The organism is Amycolatopsis viridis (genome assembly GCF_011758765.1).
In the GTDB taxonomy this organism is placed as follows: domain Bacteria; phylum Actinomycetota; class Actinomycetes; order Mycobacteriales; family Pseudonocardiaceae; genus Amycolatopsis_E; species Amycolatopsis_E viridis.
The window spans coordinates 3,044,591-3,061,749 of the sequence record NZ_JAANOU010000001.1 but is presented as its reverse complement, the minus strand read 5'-3'; the positions used below and the strand labels follow the sequence as shown (position 1 = coordinate 3,061,749).

The following is a 17,159-nucleotide window of genomic DNA, read 5'->3' as shown; positions in this document are numbered from 1 at the left end:
CTCAGCGCCCACAACGCATACTGAAGGGAACGTCACCGTGCGTCATGGAGGGATGGTGGTCCTGGCCGCGGTCGTGCTGACCGGGCTGACCGGGTGCGCGGATCGCCCGAACGACCTCGAGACCTACTACGACAAGCCGGCGGGTGCGGGCAGCCCGTCCCCGGTGCCCCCGGCGACCTCGTCCAGTGTCCCGGTCGAGCAGGCGTCCGCGAACGGCCCGGTGAACCACATCGCCCAGGACGTGGCGGCGGCAGTGCTGACCAAGACCGACCTGGCGGGCGAGGGCGTACGCGAGGCGGCTGCCCGCGCCGCCAACGGTTCCTGCTTCGACGCCGTGCCGGCCGGCGACCCCCGTGGCTCGACCTGGCTCTACAGCAGCGGTTCGTCGCTCACCCAGCAGGTCACCGGCTATCTGGACCGGACCGCGGGGGACGTGCTGGCACACGTGGCCTGCGGCGGGCAGGCCCTGACGGTGGCGCGTCCACCGGGTGCGGAAGCCGTGCGCGCCTGGTGCGACGGCACCACCTGCACGCTCCTGCTGGCGGGCGGGCACGTGCTGTCCGGCCTGCAGATCACCGCGAGCACGCAGAACCGGGCCGCCGAGGCGCTCAAGACCCTGGCTCCCCGTGCGGCGGGGAAGCTTCCCCAGAGCTGAGGTCCTGCCGCGGAAAGCCCGGTTCGCGCCGGCGGAACCACTCCCGGATCGCGTACCTGCCGTCCGGCACGAAAGGGCTTTCCGGGTCCTCGGCCCAGGCCCGCAGCTCGTCCACGGGCATCCACCCGCCGGAGACGATTTCCTCCGGCTGGTGCGCGATCGGGCCGTCCCAGTGCACCTCGTAGGCGAAGTAGTGGCACCGCACCGGCGGCTGCTCGAACGTGAACGTGAACAGCGGTCGCAGCGGCGCACCCCGCACTCCGAGCTCCTCGGCGAGCTCCCGTTCGGCTCCCTGGGCGGGGGTTTCGCCGGCGGCGACGACCCCGCCGGCCCAGCAGTCGTGCAGGCCCGGGAAGACGTCCTTGTCCGGTGCGCGGCGGTGGACGTAGACCCGGGAGCCGTCGCCGGAGCGCACCAGCACCAGCGTCGCGGCGTGCCAGAGTCCGTGTGCGCGCATCTCGGCGCGGCGCACCCGTCCCACCACCGTTCCCGCCGCGTCGTAGTGGGCCACCAGTTCGTCCGCGTTGTTCACCACCGCAGCATCCCAGAAGCCGTAGCCCCAAAGCCGTGCTTTACCTGGTCGCAACGGGTGGTCATCGCACCGTTGCCGCCCGGGACCCGTAGGCTTGGGACATGCGGCGGATCATGGGAACCGAAGTCGAGTACGGCATCGCCGTGCCGGGTGACGCGACGGCCAATCCGGTACTGACGTCGACGCAGGTCGTGCTGGCTTACGCGGCGGCCGCGGACATCCCGCGGGCACGTCGTGCGCGGTGGGACTACGAGGTCGAGTCGCCGCTGCGCGACGCCCGGGGCTTCGATCTGGCCGGGCCGGGCGGGCCGGGCCACGACCCGGACGTGGAGGACCTCGGAGCGGCCAACGTCATCCTGACCAACGGTGCCCGGCTCTACGTCGACCACGCGCACCCGGAGTACTCCGCGCCCGAGGTGACCAACCCGCGGGACGGGGTCATCTGGGACAAGGCGGGCGAGCGGGTGATGGAGGAGGCCGCGATGCGGGCGGCCACCGTGCCCGGGCAGCCGCCGTTGCAGCTGTACAAGAACAACGTCGACGGTAAGGGGGCCAGCTACGGCACCCACGAGAACTACCTGATGTCCCGGTCCACCCCGTTCACCTCGGTGATCGGCGGACTGACCCCGTTCTTCGTGTCGCGGCAGGTCGTCACCGGTTCGGGTCGCGTGGGTATCGGGCCGCAGGGCGAGGAGGCCGGTTTCCAGCTGTCGCAGCGCTCGGACTACATCGAGGTCGAGGTCGGCCTGGAGACGACGCTGAAGCGGGGGATCATCAACACCCGCGACGAGCCGCACGCCGACGCGGACAAGTACCGGCGGCTGCACGTCATCATCGGTGACGCGAACATGGCCGAGTACTCGACGTACCTCAAGCTGGGCACCACCGCGCTGGTGCTGGACATGATCGAGGCCGGGCAGCGGTTCGACGACCTGAAGCTGGACGAGCCGGTGCGCGCGGTGCACCAGATCAGCCACGACCCGACGCTGAAGACGAAGGTGTCGCTGGCCAACGGGCGCAAGTTCACCGGGCTGGACCTGCAGTTCGCCTATCACGAGCTGGCCGCGGCGCACCTGGAGCGCACGGGCGGGGACGCGGTGTCGAAGGAGGTGCTGCGGGTCTGGGGCGAGATCCTGGACGCGCTGGCCCGGGACCCGGCGGAGTGCGCCGACCGGCTGGACTGGCCGGCGAAGCTGCGGCTGCTGGAGGGTTACCGGCAGCGGGACAACCTGGGCTGGGCCGCGCCGCGGCTGCACCTGGTGGACCTGCAGTACTCGGACGTGCGGCTGCAGAAGGGCCTGTACAACCGGCTGGTGACGCGTGGCTCGATGAAGCGGCTGGTCACCGAGGAGGAGGTGCAGGCGGCGATCACGAACCCGCCGGAGGACACCCGCGCCTACTTCCGGGGGCGGGCGCTGGAGAAGTACGCGACCTCGATCGCGGCCGCGTCCTGGGATTCGGTGATCTTCGACGTGGGCAAGGAGTCGCTGGTCCGCATCCCGACGCTGGAGCCGCTGCGGGGCACGAAGGCGCACGTCGGGCGCCTTCTGGACGAGTCGGCGACGGCGGAGGAGCTGGTCGAGGCGCTCACCGGTTCCGACTGACCGCAGCGGGAAAACCACCGATTGTCGTGGTCTCTGGGTAGGCTAGGGACAGGACTCACCGGGAGGCGAGATGGCTCAGGAGAAGATCGAGAAGCACGGTGGCGGCGGCTCCGACGACGAGGTCGAGGGTGGTGCCCCGGCCGGCCAGGAACGCCGCGAGAAGCTGGGTGAGGACGTCGACACGATCCTGGACGAGATCGACGACGTGCTCGAGGAGAACGCCGAGGACTTCGTGCGCGCCTACGTGCAAAAGGGCGGCGAGTAGCCGCTCACCGGCGGCCATTAGGGTGGTCGCACTGAGTAGCTTGTAGTGCCGGTTGTCGTGTTCCCGCTGGTTTCCTACCCGCGGGAGCACCACACTTCGTCGATGGGAACCACGAGCACGTATGGAACACACCTCGGGCCCCACGGGCTCCGCGCTGCCCGCTGCCTTCTTCTCGAGCACGACGTCGTCGTTCGCCGAGTTCCTCCGCATGCAGGCGCCTGACCTGCTGCCGGGGCGCCGGCAGCTGCCGAACTCCGGGGCGGGCGAGCTGGACGCCCCGCACGGCACGACGATCGTGGCGGTGTCGTTCGCCGGTGGTGTGCTGATCGCCGGTGACCGCCGGGCCACCTCGGGCAACCTGATCGCCTCGCGCGACATGGACAAGGTCCACGTCGCCGATGCCTACTCCGCGGTGGGTATCGCGGGCAGTGCCGGCATCGCGCTGGAGCTGGTGCGGCTCTACGCGGTGGAGCTGGCGCACTACGAGAAGATCGAGGGCGTTCCGCTGTCGCTGGACGGCAAGACGAACAAGCTCGCCACGATGGTGAAGGGCAACCTGGACGTGGCGATGGCGGGCCTGGCGGCCCTGCCGTTGTTCGTCGGTTACGACATCGAGGCCGACGACCCGAAGCGGGCCGGCCGGATCGTGTCCTACGACGTGACCGGCGGCCGGTACGAGGAGCGTGCGGGCTACCACGCGATCGGGTCGGGATCGTTGTTCGCGAAGTCGTCGCTGAAGAAGCTGTACGACCCGGACGCCGACGAGGAGACCGCGGTGCGCACGGCGATCGAGGCGCTGTACGACGCGGCCGACGACGACAGCGCGACGGGCGGGCCGGACCTGGTGCGCCGGATCTTCCCGACGATGGTGACGATCACCGCCGAGCGCGGCGCGGTGCGGCTGCCGGACGAGCAGTCCGCCGCGGTGGCGGAGGCGGTCGTCGAGGGCCGGGCCGAGCAGGCCACGCGCGGCCGGACCTGACCGCGGGCGCCTGACGCCGAAGTCCCCCTTCCTTCGAACACCTTTGGAGCCTGACCGTGACGCTGCCGCTGTACGCCTCTCCCGAGCAGTTGATGCGCGAGCGCTCGGAGCTCGCGCGCAAGGGCATTGCGCGCGGCCGGAGTGTGGTCGTGCTGAAGTACCGCAGCGGTGTGCTCTTCGTGGCGGAGAACCCGTCGACCACCCTGCACAAGATCTCCGAGATCTACGACCGGATCGGGTTCGCGGCGGTCGGCCGCTACAGCGAGTACGAGAACCTGCGGGTGGCGGGTATCCGGCACGCGGATCTGAAGGGCTACCAGTACGACCGCCGTGACGTGACGGCGCGCGCGCTGGCGAACGCCTACGCGGCGACGTTGGGCAGTATCTTCACCGAGCAGCTCAAGCCGTACGAGGTGGAGCTGTGCGTGGCCGAGGTGGGGTCGGCGCCGGAGGAGGACCAGCTGTTCCGCCTGACCTATGACGGGTCGATCTTCGACGAGCCGCGGTACGTCGTGACCGGCGGGCAGACCGAGCCGGTGGCGAACAAGCTCAAGGAGATCTACTCCGACGGCCTGGAGCTGCGGGACGCGCTGAAGGTCGCGCTGGACGCGTTGCGGGCGGTGAGCAACAACGGGGACACCGCGCCGCTGAAGCTGGAGGTGGCGGTGCTGGACCGGGATCGGCCGGGCCGGAAGTTCCGCCGGATCCAGGGCGCGGCGCTGGACGCGCTGCTGCCCCAGCAGCCCGCCGATGCCGGTGATGGGAAGCCGGAGACCCCGGAGAACGACGAGACGCCGCCGGCGGGCTGACGCTGCCGGAAATAGCCCTCGGAACCGCGGTTCCGAGGGCTATTTCGCGTCGAGCCCGCGGTTCCGGTCAGCTCCAGTGCGGGGGGTGCGCGAGCCCCTCGGGCAGGCGCGTCGTGGCGTCGCCGCGGGCGGCGTTGACCTGGGCCTGGGTGAGGAACAGGCTGGCCGTCAGGTCGGCGCCTGCCAGGTTCGCGCCGCGGAGGTCGGCGCCGATGAGGTCGGCCTGGCGCAGGTCGGCGCGGCGCAGGTCGGACCCGATCAGGTAGGCGCCGCGCAGGTTGGCCGCCCGGAGGTCGGCTCCGCGCAGTTTCGCGCCGATCAGGTCGGCTCCGCGGCGGTTCTTCCCGCGCTTGCCCCGGGTCAGCTCGCTCGCCTGGAGCAACAGTCCGTTCACCTTGTCGCGGTGCGCGGTCACGTCGAGCCCGGCCAGTTCCGCCGGTCCGCCGCGGGCCAGCTGTTCGGTCTCCTCCAGGGCGGCGCGCAGCGCGTCGTGGACGGGGTGCGCGGCGGGCAGCCGGAGTGCCTCGGTGAGGTAGTACAGCAGCTCGTGCAGCTGCCGCATCACCGGGAACGCGGCGAACATCGGCTGCCGCAGCTCGGGTGCCTGGCGCCAGTCGCGGCCGCCGAAGGTGTCCTGGGAGAGGCGCTGACCGGCGCCGAAGCAGTCGAAGACGGTGCAGCCGGCGAACCCCTCCGCGCGCAGGCGGGAGTGGATGCCGCAGCGGAAGTCGGCGAGCAGGTTGGTGCAGGGGGTGCCGGCGGGCTTGTCCACGGCGAAGTCCGTGGAGGCGGCGAACGGCAGCGCGGCGCAGCACAGGCCGAAGCACCGGGAGCAGTCGGCTCGCAGCTGGTTGCCGGTCACGGTTGCGGGTCACCCCTGTCGTCGTCAGCTACGACTCTATCGGGTGGTTCCGGTCACGTGGTGGGAAACCCCAGGTGACGGCGTTGCCCGCGGCGACCGGGCACGGGATGCGACGATCACGCGGCGTGTCGCCGCCCGAACGGCGCACCGCTGGCGGGCCAAAAGCGCCTAGCATTGAGAGATGCAGCGGCGGATTTTTGGCATCGAGACCGAGTTCGGCGTCACCTGCACGTTTCACGGGCAGCGCCGGCTCTCGCCCGATGAGGTGGCGCGCTACCTGTTCCGGCGGGTCGTGTCGTGGGGGCGCTCGTCCAACGTCTTCCTGTCCAACGGCTCCCGGCTCTACCTCGACGTGGGGTCGCACCCGGAGTACGCCACCGCGGAATGTGACGACCTGGTGCAGCTCGTCACGCACGACAAGGCCGGTGAGCGGATCCTCGAGGACCTGCTGGTCGACGCGGAACGGCGGCTGGCCGACGAGGGCATCGGCGGCGACATCTTCCTGTTCAAGAACAACACCGACTCGGCCGGCAACTCCTACGGGTGTCACGAGAACTACCTGGTGACGCGCGCGGGTGAGTTCTCCCGGATCGCGGATGTGCTGCTGCCGTTCCTGGTGACCCGCCAGCTGATCTGCGGCGCGGGCAAGGTGCTGCAGACGCCGCGGGGCGCGGTGTACTGCCTGTCGCAGCGGGCCGAGCACATCTGGGAGGGCGTGTCCAGCGCCACCACGCGGTCGCGGCCGATCATCAACACGCGGGACGAGCCGCACGCCGACGCCGAGCGGTACCGCCGGCTGCACGTCATCGTGGGCGACTCGAACATGGCGGAGCCGACGACCCTGCTGAAGATCGGGACGGCGAACCTGGTGCTCGAGATGATCGAGCAGGGTGTCCAGTTCCGGGACTTCACGCTGGACAACCCGATCCGGGCGATCCGGGAGATCAGCCACGACCTGACCGGGCGCCGCCCGGTGCGGCTGGCCGGCGGGCGGGAGGCCTCGGCGCTGGACATCCAGCGCGAGTACTACGGCCGTGCGGTGCAGCACGTGCAGGCCAACGATTCCGGCCCGACCGCGCAGCGGGTCGTCGAGTTGTGGGGCCGTGCGCTGGACGCGGTGGAGCAACAGGACTTCGGCAAGATCGACACCGAGATCGACTGGGCGATCAAGCATCGGCTGGTGGAGCGGTACCGGGCCAAGCACAACCTGGACCTGTCCAGCCCCCGGGTGGCGCAGCTGGACCTGGCCTACCACGACATCCGGCGTGGGCGGGGCCTGTTCGACCTGCTGCAGCGCAAGGGGCTGGTGCGGCGGATCACCGACGACGGTGAGATCGAGCTGGCGAAGGACACCCCACCGCAGACCACGCGGGCGAAGCTGCGGGGTGATTTCATCGCGGCGGCGCAGGCCGCGGGGCGCGACTTCACGGTCGACTGGGTGCACCTGAAGCTGAACGACCAGGCGCAGCGGACCGTGTTGTGCAAGGACCCGTTCCGCGCGGTGGACGAGCGCGTCGACCGGTTGATCAGCTCGCTGTGAGCGGCGGGTTCGCGGCCGCGTGGCGGGAGTGGCACGCCGAACGGGAGCGGGTGCTCGCGGAGCCGCACGGCTGGTTGAGCATCACGGCGCGGCATTGGCTGACGCCGGAGCCGCAGCGGTTCGACGGCATCCCGGGCACCTGGCACGAGGAGGGCGCCGCTGCAGTGGTGTCGGCCGGCCCGGACGACGAGCTCGAGGTGTCCGGGACGGCGCGGTTCGAGCTGGCCGAGAGCGGCCCTGGCGAGATGGTCAAGGCCGGTGACCGGGTCGTGGAGGTGGCGCGCCGCGGCGGGTACCTGGTGCGGTTGCGGGATCCGGCGGCCCCGGTGCGGGCGGCGTTCCGCGGGGTGCCTGCCTACGAGCCGGATCCGGCGTGGGTGCTGTCCGGGCGGTTCGAGCCGTTCGACGAGCCGCGTGCGGTGACGGTCGGGGCGGTGGTGGAGGGACTGTCGCACGTGTATTCCTCGCCGGGGGTGCTGCGGTTCTCCCGTGCGGGCGAGGAGTTCGCGCTGACCGCGTTCAACGGCAAGGGGGCGGCGGCGTTCTCGGTGCTGTTCACCGATGCGACGTCCGGGGTGACGACGTATGCGGCGAACCGCAGCCTGTCGGTCGCGGCGCCGGACGCGCGGGGCCGGGTGGAGCTGGACTTCAACCGGGCGGTGAACCTGCCGTGCGCGTTCATCGACCTGGCGACCTGCCCGCTGCCGCCGGCGGAGAACCGGTTGCCGTTCGCGGTCGAGGCGGGCGAGCAGATCCCGTGGGAACGCCGCTGAGCGGATGATTTCACGGCTCGGTGCGGCACGGGTGGGTATCTCGTGAAGTTCCTGGCGCGCCGGGGGCGGACCGCGCGGACTCGATCATCAGTGCGAGTTACTGTTGTCGGGTGTCCACCGCCCGCGCCGAGCGCCTGGTCAACCTGGTGCTCGCTCTGCTGTCGACCCGGCAGTACCTGACCGCTGACCGGATCCGCGGGATCGTGCCCGGGTACGCCGACGCGGCCAGCGACGAGGCGTTCTCCCGCATGTTCGAGCGGGACAAGACCGAGCTGCGCGAGCTGGGGATTCCGCTGGAGACCGGCCGCAACTCGGCGTTCGACCCGGCGGAGGGCTATCGCATCGCGCGCCGCGACTACGAGCTGGGGGAGATCGAGCTGGCGCCTGACGAGGCCGCGGCCGTGGGGCTCGCGGTGCGGCTGTGGGACTCGCCGGAGATGACCGGGCAGGCCCAGGGTGCGCTGGTGAAGCTGCGCGCGGCCGGGGTCGAGGTGGACCACACCGAGCCGCCGGTGGTGGAGTCGCGGGTGCGGGCGGAGCCGGCCTTCACCCCGCTGGTCGCCGCGGTGCAGGCGCATCAGGCGGTGCAGTTCTCCTACCGGCGCTCGGGGTCGGCGGAGCGGCTGACCCGCACCCTGGAGCCGTGGGGTGTGGTGTCCTGGCGGGCGCGGTGGTACGTGGTGGGGCACGACCGGGATCGGGCGGCGCCGCGGTGTTTCCGGCTGTCGCGGATAGTCGGTGACGTGCGCACGGTGGGCAGGCCGGGTGAGGTGCAGCGGCCGGAAAACGTGAACCTGCTGGAGCTGATCGCCGGCACCGGGGAGCCGGAGCCGTCGCCGGTGACCACCGCGAAGTTGTGGATCGCCGACCACCGCGCGGCGGGGGTGCGGCGCCGGGCGCGGCTCACCGGGCGGATGACGGTGGACGGGGTGCCGGGGGATCTGGCCGAGATCGACCTGTACTTCCCGGAGAGCGCGGCGGACTGGATCGCCGGGCACGGGCCGGACGTGCTCGTGCTGGAGCCGGACGTGCTGGCCAAGGCGGTCCGCGGGCGGCTCGAGTCGATCCTGCACCACGAGGTGCGGCGATGAGCGGCTCGACCGACCGGATGCCCCGGCTGCTCGCGCTCGTGCCGTACCTGCTGGCCCGGCCGGGTATCCGCATCGAGGACGCGGCGCGCGACTTCGGGGTGAGCGCGCGGCAGTTGCGCCGCGACCTGGAGCTGCTGTGGATGTGCGGGCTGCCCGGCTACGGTCCGGGTGATCTGATCGACCTGTCCTTCGAGGGTGACACGGTCACCGTCACCTTCGACGCGGGCATGAACCGGCCGCTGCGGCTCACCGGGGGTGAGGCGACCGCGTTGCTGGTCGCGTTGCGGGCGGTGGCCGAGACCCCGGGCGTGGTCGACACCGACGCGGTGCACCGCGCCATCGCGAAGATCGAGGCGGCGGCGGGTCAGGCGCAGCCGTCCGGGGTCGTGGTCGGGCGTGCGCTGCGGGAGGGTGAGAAGACCGCGGCCACCCGGGGGGTGGTGCAGAGCGCCCTGCGGGCCGGCCGGGCGCTGCGGATCCGCTACTACACGGCGTCGCGGGACCAGATCACCGAGCGCACGGTCGACCCGATGCGCCTGTTGATCGTGCAGGCGGTCGGGTACCTGGAGGCCTGGTGCCGGCGCGCCGAGGGGGTGCGGCTGTTCCGGCTGGACCGCATCGACGAGGTCGAGGTGCTCGACGAGCGGGCCGCACCGCCGCCGGCCGCGCGGCCCACCGACATCTCCGACGGGGTGTTCCGGGCGCGGCCCGGTCAGGCGGAGGCGCAGCTGGTGCTCGAACCGGACGCCCGGTGGGTGGCCGAGTACTACCCGTGCGAGGAGCTGGGCGAGCTCGACGGCGGGCGGCTGCGGGTGCGGATGCGCTACGGCGACGAGTCCTGGATGGTGCGGCTGGTGCTGGGTCTGGGCGGCGATGCGCGGGTGGAGAGTCCGCCCGGGCTCGCGGCGGCGGTGCGCAGCCGGGCCGCCGCCGCGCTGGAAAGGGCACGTCACCTGCCGGTCACCTTGGGCCAGTAGGGTGACGGCGTGTCGTACCTGCCGAGTGTTCTGCTCGCCGCCGCGGGAGTGCTCGCGCTCATTGTTGTCCTGATCCGGACAGTCAGGGTCTTGCGCCGGTTCCGGCGGGCATCGAGCATGGTGACGGTGAACATCACCGACCGCACCGGGCTGCTGAAGGCCCGGTCGGCCGGTCTGCGCGTCGCGATCGAGCAACGGCGGCGTCCCACCCCCGAGCAAGTAGCATTGGTCACAAGCAAGGAAGGAGGCCACTGATGCTGAACGGGTTGCAGCCGTGGCACTTGATCATTCTGGTGCTCCTCGTGGTCCTGCTGTTCGGCGCGAAGCGCCTGCCGGACGCCGCGCGGTCCATCGGCAAGTCCATGAAGATCTTCAAGGCCGAGACCAAGGACCTCCGTGAGGACGGCACGGCCACCGAGCCCGATACGAAGCAGATCACGACCTCCGAGGGAACGACCGCGACCGCGTCCACGGCTTCCACCGGGTCCACGGCGGGTCCGGCGGATGACCAGGTCGCGCAGCTGCAGCGGCAGCTCGACGAACTGAAGCGGCAGCAGGCGGCGGAGAAGGCCGACCAGGCGCACAAGCACGCCAGCTGACGAGGACGGAGCCTCTCGTGGCGGACTCCGCCTCCCCGAGCCGGAGGGACCGGCGGCGCAAGCGCAGCCGCCGGCTCAACCCCGACGGCACGATGACGCTCATCGAGCACATCTACGAGTTCCGGCGCCGGCTCGGCTGGGCACTGCTCGCCGTGGTCGCCGGGGGGATCTTCGGTTTCATCTGGTTCAACACCCGGATGGGGCCGGTGCCGTCGCTGGGCGACATCGTCAACGGCCCGTACTGCGCCATCCCGCCCGACCGGCGGCTGGGCAGCGGCGAAGGCTGCCGCCTGCTGCAGACCGTGCCGTTCGAGGCGTTCATGATCCAGCTGAAGGTCGGCCTGGCCGCGGGCGCAGTGCTGACCTCCCCGCTGTGGCTGTACCAGTTCTGGGCGTTCATCGCGCCCGGCCTGTACAGCAAGGAGCGCAAGTACGCGCTGACGTTCGTCGGCTGCGCGAGTGTGCTGTTCGCCGGTGGCGCGGTGGTGGCCTACCTGATCATCCCGCACGCGCTGCAGCTGCTGATGGGCTTCGGCAGCGACTTCTTCATCACCGGCCTGACCGGTGACAAGTACATCTCGTTCGTGCTGTCGCTGCTGATCATCTTCGGGGTCAGCTTCGAGCTGCCGCTGGTGCTGGTGATGCTGAACTTCGTGGGCGTGGTCAAGTACGCCCAGCTGAAGAAGTGGCGTCGCGGGCTGATCTTCCTGGTGTTCGTGTTCGCGGCGTTCGCCACCCCGGGCTCCGACCCGTTCTCGATGATCGCCCTGGCCGGCGCGCTGACCGTGCTCGCCGAGCTCGCGATCCAGATCGCCCGCGTCCACGACGCGCGCAAGTACCGCGAGAGCGAGAGCTCGGAGTGGGCGCACCTGCCCGACGACCAGCCCGCGCCGTTCGACTACACCCCGACCACCGTCGACGACGACACGCCGGCCAAGCCCAGGACCGAGGACGTGACCTAGCCGGGCGGAGCTCGATGGGTATCCGTGTGGCCCTGGCCGTCCACCCCGGCACCGGCCGCGGCGCGGCGGCGCGGATCGCCGGCACCGTGGCCGAACGTCTGCGTGCCGGGGTGGACCGCCTGGACCTGCTCGGCGCCGCGGCACCGTCGACGCTGACCGGGGACCTCGACGCGCTCGTCGTGCTCGGCGGGGACGGGGCGGCGCACCACGCTGTGCAGTTCTGCGCCGCCACCGGCACGCCGCTGGGGCTGGTCCCGGCCGGCACCGGCAACGACCTGGCCCGCGGTCTCGGGTTCCCGCTGGATCCGGTCACCGCAGCCGACGCGGTGGTCGCCGCGGTGCGGGAGCAGCGGCACCGCACCGTGGACCTGGGCCGGGTGGGCAGCACCTGGTTCGCGACCGTGCTGTGCACCGGCTTCGACGCCGCCGTCAACGCCCGCGCCGGCCGGTTGTGCTGGCCACCCGGGCCGCACCGCTACGACCTGGCGGTCCTGGCCGAGCTCGCCGCGTTCCGCGCCCGCCCGGTCACCCTCACCACCGGCACCGGGCGCTTCGACCTCGACGCCACCCTCGTCGCGATCGGCAACACCGCCTACTACGGCGCCGGCATGCCGATCTGCCCGCGGGCCGACCCCGCGGACGGGTTGTTCGACGTCACCGTCATCGGCCGCGCCACCCGGGCCGACCTGCTGCGCATCCTGCCCGGCCTGCGGCACGGCAAGCACCTGCGCCACCCGGCGGTGCGGACCTTGCGCGCGCGGGAGGTCCGGATCGAGGCCAGCGGCTGGCCGTGGTGCGCCGACGGCGAGGTGCTCGCCGGCGGTCCCGTCACGGTGCGTTGCGTGCGCGACGCGCTGACCGTGCTGGGCTGATACCCGCCGCATGCGGCCCGGACACCGCATGTGACACCCTGGCAGGGTGGCTGCTCGCCCTTCCGTGTCGCCGGCCGAGGCCTACCAGGCCGCCAGGCGCCGCGCCCAGTACCCCCAGCTGACCCGGTTCGCCGACGAGGCGGACTTCGGGTTCGACGACTTCCAGATCCGCGGCTGCCGCGCGCTGGAGGACGGCCACGGCGTGCTCGTGTGCGCGCCCACCGGTGCGGGTAAGACGGTGGTCGGCGAGTTCGCGGTGCACCTCGCCCTCGCCGAGGGGCGCAAGTGCTTCTACACGACGCCGATCAAGGCGCTGTCCAACCAGAAGTACGGCGACCTGGTCGCCCGGTACGGCAACGGCGCGGTCGGCCTGCTCACCGGTGACACCGCGATCAACGGCAACGCGCAGATCGTGGTGATGACCACCGAGGTCCTGCGCAACATGCTCTACGCGGGCTCCTCGGCCATCACCGACCTCGGCTACGTCGTGATGGACGAGATCCACTACCTCGCCGACCGGTTCCGAGGCGCGGTGTGGGAAGAGGTCATCCTGCACCTGCCGGAGTACGTGCGCGTGGTCGGCCTGTCCGCGACGGTCAGCAACGCCGAGGAGTTCGGCGAATGGCTGGTCACGGTGCGCGGGGACACCACCGTGGTGGTCGACGAGCACCGGCCGGTGCCGCTGTGGCAGCACATGGTGGTCGGCAACCGGCTGCTCGACCTGTTCGCCGACGACGGCTCACGCGGTGAACTGCGCATCAACCCCGGCCTGCTGCGGCGCGTGGAGGAGGTCGGGCGCATGCACGCCCCGGCCGCACTGCGCCGCGGGCGGGGTGGCCGGCAGTACTCGCGCGGCCCGCGGTTCCGCCCGCCGTCGCGGGTGGACCTGATCACCCGCCTGGACGCGGCGGGCTTGCTCCCGGCGATCGTGTTCATCTTCTCCCGCGCCGGTTGTGACGCCGCTGTGAGCCAGGTGGCCCGCTCGGGGCTGCGGCTGAACACCCCGGAAGAGGCTGCCGAGGTGCGCCGCATCGTCGACACGCGCACCAAGGACCTGCCCGAGGGCGACCTGGGCGTGCTCGGCTACTGGGAGTGGCGCGAGGCGCTGGAGAACGGTGTCGCCGGGCACCACGCCGGTCTGCTGCCCGCGTTCAAGGAGACCGTCGAGGAACTGTTCGTGCGCGGGCTGGTCAAGGTCGTGTTCGCCACCGAGACCCTCGCCCTGGGCATCAACATGCCCGCGCGCACCGTCGTCCTGGAACGGCTGGTCAAGTACAACGGCGAGGCGCACGTCGACCTCACCCCGGGCGAGTACACCCAGCTGACCGGCCGGGCGGGGCGCCGCGGGATCGACGTCGAGGGCCACGCGGTGGTGGTGTGGCAGCCGGGCATGGATCCGAAGGCCGTCGCCGGCCTGGCCTCGACCCGGACCTACCCGCTGCGGTCGTCGTTCCGGCCCGGCTACAACATGGCGATCAACCTGGTCGCCCAGCTCGGCCACGAGCAGGCCCGTGAGCTGCTGGAGCAGTCCTTCGCCCAGTTCCAGGCCGACCGCTCGGTGGTCGGCCTGGCGCGGCGCATCGAGAAGAACCGCGAGGCGCTCAAGGGTTACGCCGAGGCGGTGACCGGCGACTTCGACGCGATGCTCGACTACGTCCAGCTGCGCAAGAAGGTCTCCGACCGGGAGAAGGCCCTGGCCCGGCAGAACACCGCCGCGCGCCGCGCCGACACCGCCGCCTCGCTGGAGAAGCTGCGCAAAGGTGACGTCATCGCCGTGCCGGCCGGCCGGCGCGCCGGGCTCGCGGTGGTGATCGACCCGGGTCTGGACCCGCTGCGTGAGCCGCGCCCGGTCGTGGTGACCGAGGACCGCTGGTCCGGCCCGCTGTCGTTGGCGGACTTCTCCGCGCCGGTGGAACCGCTCGGCCGGATCAGGCTGCCCAAGCACGTCGAGCTGCGGTCGCCGAAGACGCGCCGCGACATCGCCTCCCACCTGCGCGACTCCGGGATCGCGCTGCCGGGCCGGCAGAAGCGCCGGTCCGGTGCCGGGGAGGATGGTGAGCTGGCCGCGTTGCGCCGTGCCCTGCGGGCGCACCCGTGCCACGGACTGGCCGAGCGGGAGGCCAACATCCGCTGGGTCGAGCGCTACCACCGGCTGGCCGCGGAGACCGAGCAGCTGGAACGCCGCGTCGCCGCGACCACTCACTCCCTGGCTCGTGCCTTCGACCGGATCCGGGCACTGCTGGCGGAACGCGGGTACCTCGCCGAGCACGAGGACCGTGTCACCGAGCACGGCGAGCGGCTGGCCCGCCTCTACAGTGAGTCGGACCTGCTCGCGGCCGAGTGCATCCGGCACGGTGTGTGGGAGGGGCTGACCCCGCCCGAGCTGGCGGCGGTCGTGTCGACGCTGGTGTTCGAGGCGCGGCGGGACTCGCCCGGTGAGCCGCGCCTGCCCGCGGGCGGCGTGCCCCGGGCGTGGCAGGAGACCGCCAAGATCTGGACCGACCTCGCCGAGGACGAGCGCCGTCACCGGCTGGACCGGACCCGGGAGCCCGATGCCGGGTTCGCCTGGCCGGTGTACCGGTGGGCGCGGGGCGAATCGCTGGAGAAGGTGCTCACCGCGGCCGACGCCAACGGCCAGGAACTGTCCGCCGGGGACTTCGTGCGCTGGTCGCGGCAGGTGGTCGACCTGCTCGACCAGATCAAAACGGTGCTCGGGCGGGCCGACCCGGTCGGCGACGCCGCCGCCCAGGCGGTCAAGGCGCTGCGACGCGGGGTCGTGGCGGCCGGTGCCGAGTAGCGCGCCGCACGCAGCGTTGTGGTTGGATCGCGCTGAGCGAGGACGAACAGCGGAGGCCCAGGAGCATGAGCACGCCCTACGGCGGCACCGACCCCCAGCAGTGGAACCAGCAGCCCGGGTACGGGCAGCACCCCGGTCACCCACCCCAGTACGCGCAGCAGCCGCAGTACGGCCAGCAGCCCGGATACGGTCAGCCGCAGTACGGCCAGCAGTACCCGGGGCAGCCGCAGCACCCGGGCGCCTACGGTCAGCCGCAGCAGCCGCCGAAGAAGCGCGGTAAGGGCCTGGCCGTCGGGCTCGGCGCGCTGGTCGTCGTGGTCGCCGCGTTCTGCGTCACCGCGTTCGTCGCGCCCGGTTTCCTCAAGAGCACCGAGCTCAGCCAGACCGCCGTGCAGGACGGTGTCAAGCAGGTCCTGACCGGCAACTACCAGCTCACCGGTGTCAGCGACGTGCAGTGCCCGGCCGGCCAGAAGGTGACCGCGGGCGCCACGTTCACCTGTGCGGCGGTGATCAACGGCCAGGGCAAGACCGTGCAGATCACCATCAAGAACACCGCCGCCGACTACGAGGTCGCCTACCCCCGGTAATTGGCTGGCGCGCCGCCGCCCGGTCCGCGACGATCGCGGGGTGACCGACTACACCGTGCGGACGTTGCGACCCGACGAGCACCGCGCCGCTGCCGACCTGTTCCGGTCCACCCTCCACGTCGTCCCCACCACGGACGACTCCTGGCGGATCACCGAACGGATGCTCCAGCCCGGCCGCACGCTCGGCGCGTTCGACACCGAACTCATCGGCACCGCCCGCTCCTTCGACGCGGAGATGACCCTGCCCGGTGGTGCCCGAGCCGGCCTCGCGGCAGTGACCGGGGTCGGGGTCCGGCCGGACCGGACCCGGCGGGGTGTTCTCACCGAGCTCATGCGCACCCAGCTCACCGACATCGCCGCCCGCGGCCTGCCGTTCGCCGCGCTGTGGGCCAGCGAAGGCGTCATCTACCACCGCTTCGGTTATGGCGTGGCTACGCGCAGCCGCAGCTACGAGATCCAACGGCGCCGCGCGGTGCTCCGCCCCGAGGTGCCCGCCGGCGGCCAGGTGGAACTGTGGTCGCTGGACACCGCCCTGGAGCGGCTGCCGGCGCTGTACGACGCGCTGCCGCACCCCCGCCCCGCCATGATGACCCGGCCACCGTACTGGTGGCCGGGCTGGGAACGGCACGCCCGCGAGGCGACGAGCCCGGTCGTGACGGCCGTGCACCACGGCAGCGAGGGCCCCGACGGCTACGTCGTCTACAAGGTGGAACGCAAGCACTGGTCCGAGCCGGCCACGTTGGACGTCATCGGCCTGGAGACCGCCACCGACGAGGCGTTCACCGGGCTGTGGCGCTACCTGCTCGGCGTGGACCTCGTCGACACCATCCGGGCCGACGAGCGCCCGGTGGACGAGCCGGTCGAGCTGCTGTTCACCGATATCCGCGCGGTGCGCGACACCGGCGGCGGGGACGAGCTGTGGCTGCGGCTGGTCGACGTGCCCGCGGCGCTGGGTGCGCGCGGGTACACGGGTGAGCCGGTCGTGCTGGAGGTGGCCGACCCGGTGCTGGCGGCCAACTCCGGGCGCTACCGGGTTTCGCCCGACGGGGTGCACCGCACCGACAAGACGGCCGATCTGCGGCTGGACGTGGACGCGCTGGCCATGATCTACCTCGGCGCGTGGCGGCCGTCCCTGCTGGCGGGGGCGGGGCGGATCCGGGCGACGAGCGCGTCCGGGCTGGAGCGGGCCGACCGGTTGTTCACCACGCCGGTCCCGGCGTGGTGTGGTACACACTTCTGACAAGCCTGTCCC

Annotated in this window: 18 protein-coding genes; 16 read left to right on the top strand and 2 right to left on the bottom strand. The window is 71.8% G+C overall.

Annotated features, from left to right (window positions below):
- Positions 1–52: 52 nt before the first annotated feature.
- Positions 53–655, top strand: a complete 603-nt coding sequence (locus FHX46_RS15200; RefSeq protein WP_167114886.1) for a hypothetical protein — start codon at positions 53–55, stop codon at positions 653–655.
- On the opposite strand, the gene FHX46_RS15195 is transcribed toward FHX46_RS15200, so the two are convergent.
- Positions 609–1,187, bottom strand: a complete 579-nt coding sequence (locus tag FHX46_RS15195) for an NUDIX hydrolase (protein ID WP_167114883.1) — start codon at positions 1,185–1,187, stop codon at positions 609–611. The genes FHX46_RS15200 and FHX46_RS15195 overlap by 47 nt on opposite strands.
- Positions 1,188–1,288: 101 nt before the next feature.
- Here FHX46_RS15195 and dop point away from each other — a divergent pair, with 101 nt between their 5' ends.
- The 4 genes from dop (at position 1,289) to prcA (ending at position 4,847) form a co-directional block, all read left to right on the top strand.
- Complete coding sequence (gene dop / locus FHX46_RS15190; protein ID WP_167114880.1) at positions 1,289–2,791, top strand: depupylase/deamidase Dop; 1,503 nt, start codon at positions 1,289–1,291, stop codon at positions 2,789–2,791.
- 70 nt (positions 2,792–2,861) lie between these two features.
- The gene (locus tag FHX46_RS15185) at positions 2,862–3,056 is read left to right on the top strand and encodes a ubiquitin-like protein Pup (protein WP_017982463.1); all 195 of its coding nucleotides are present in this window, start codon (positions 2,862–2,864) and stop codon (positions 3,054–3,056) included.
- A gap of 121 nt (positions 3,057–3,177) precedes the next feature.
- Positions 3,178–4,038, top strand: coding sequence for a proteasome subunit beta (gene prcB, locus FHX46_RS15180; protein WP_167114877.1), 861 nt, complete (start codon positions 3,178–3,180; stop codon positions 4,036–4,038).
- A 56-nt stretch (positions 4,039–4,094) separates the two neighbouring features.
- Positions 4,095–4,847, top strand: a complete 753-nt coding sequence (prcA, locus tag FHX46_RS15175; protein WP_167114874.1) for a proteasome subunit alpha — start codon at positions 4,095–4,097, stop codon at positions 4,845–4,847.
- 67 nt (positions 4,848–4,914) lie between these two features.
- Here the strand turns inward: prcA and FHX46_RS15170 are convergent, their stop codons facing one another.
- Positions 4,915–5,709, bottom strand: coding sequence for a pentapeptide repeat-containing protein (locus FHX46_RS15170; protein WP_167114871.1), 795 nt, complete (start codon positions 5,707–5,709; stop codon positions 4,915–4,917).
- A gap of 181 nt (positions 5,710–5,890) precedes the next feature.
- Here FHX46_RS15170 and pafA point away from each other — a divergent pair, with 181 nt between their 5' ends.
- The 11 genes from pafA (at position 5,891) to FHX46_RS15115 (ending at position 17,147) form a co-directional block, all read left to right on the top strand.
- The gene (gene pafA / locus FHX46_RS15165; protein ID WP_094002928.1) at positions 5,891–7,249 is read left to right on the top strand and encodes a Pup--protein ligase; all 1,359 of its coding nucleotides are present in this window, start codon (positions 5,891–5,893) and stop codon (positions 7,247–7,249) included.
- Positions 7,246–8,022, top strand: a complete 777-nt coding sequence (locus FHX46_RS15160; protein ID WP_167114868.1) for a DUF1684 domain-containing protein — start codon at positions 7,246–7,248, stop codon at positions 8,020–8,022. Before pafA ends, FHX46_RS15160 begins: the two co-directional genes overlap by 4 nt.
- A 110-nt stretch (positions 8,023–8,132) precedes the next feature.
- Entirely contained in the window at positions 8,133–9,113 is a 981-nt protein-coding gene (locus FHX46_RS15155; RefSeq protein WP_167114865.1) for a helix-turn-helix transcriptional regulator, read from the top strand.
- Positions 9,110–10,090 (top strand): helix-turn-helix transcriptional regulator, encoded by a 981-nt coding sequence (locus tag FHX46_RS15150; protein ID WP_167114862.1) that lies wholly within the window; start codon positions 9,110–9,112, stop codon positions 10,088–10,090. Before FHX46_RS15155 ends, FHX46_RS15150 begins: the two co-directional genes overlap by 4 nt.
- Before the next feature lie 9 nt (positions 10,091–10,099).
- Positions 10,100–10,345, top strand: coding sequence for a bacteriophage holin (locus FHX46_RS15145; protein ID WP_167096351.1), 246 nt, complete (start codon positions 10,100–10,102; stop codon positions 10,343–10,345).
- Positions 10,345–10,689 carry a Sec-independent protein translocase subunit TatA gene (tatA, locus tag FHX46_RS15140; RefSeq protein WP_167114859.1) on the top strand — a complete coding sequence of 115 codons (345 nt, stop codon included), beginning with the start codon at positions 10,345–10,347 and terminating at the stop codon, positions 10,687–10,689. The genes FHX46_RS15145 and tatA overlap by 1 nt, the downstream gene beginning before the upstream one ends.
- 17 nt (positions 10,690–10,706) lie before the next feature.
- Complete coding sequence (gene tatC, locus FHX46_RS15135; protein ID WP_167114856.1) at positions 10,707–11,651, top strand: twin-arginine translocase subunit TatC; 945 nt, start codon at positions 10,707–10,709, stop codon at positions 11,649–11,651.
- 14 nt (positions 11,652–11,665) lie between these two features.
- Positions 11,666–12,523, top strand: a complete 858-nt coding sequence (locus FHX46_RS15130) for a diacylglycerol/lipid kinase family protein (RefSeq protein WP_167114853.1) — start codon at positions 11,666–11,668, stop codon at positions 12,521–12,523.
- A gap of 46 nt (positions 12,524–12,569) precedes the next feature.
- Positions 12,570–15,320, top strand: coding sequence for a DEAD/DEAH box helicase (locus tag FHX46_RS15125; RefSeq protein ID WP_167114814.1), 2,751 nt, complete (start codon positions 12,570–12,572; stop codon positions 15,318–15,320).
- A 65-nt stretch (positions 15,321–15,385) separates the two neighbouring features.
- Complete coding sequence (locus FHX46_RS15120) at positions 15,386–15,907, top strand: DUF4333 domain-containing protein (RefSeq protein WP_167114810.1); 522 nt, start codon at positions 15,386–15,388, stop codon at positions 15,905–15,907.
- A 40-nt stretch (positions 15,908–15,947) separates the two neighbouring features.
- A complete protein-coding gene (locus FHX46_RS15115) occupies positions 15,948–17,147 on the top strand; it encodes a GNAT family N-acetyltransferase (RefSeq protein ID WP_167114807.1) in 1,200 nt (399 codons plus the stop codon).
- The last annotated feature ends 12 nt before the right edge of the window (positions 17,148–17,159 follow it).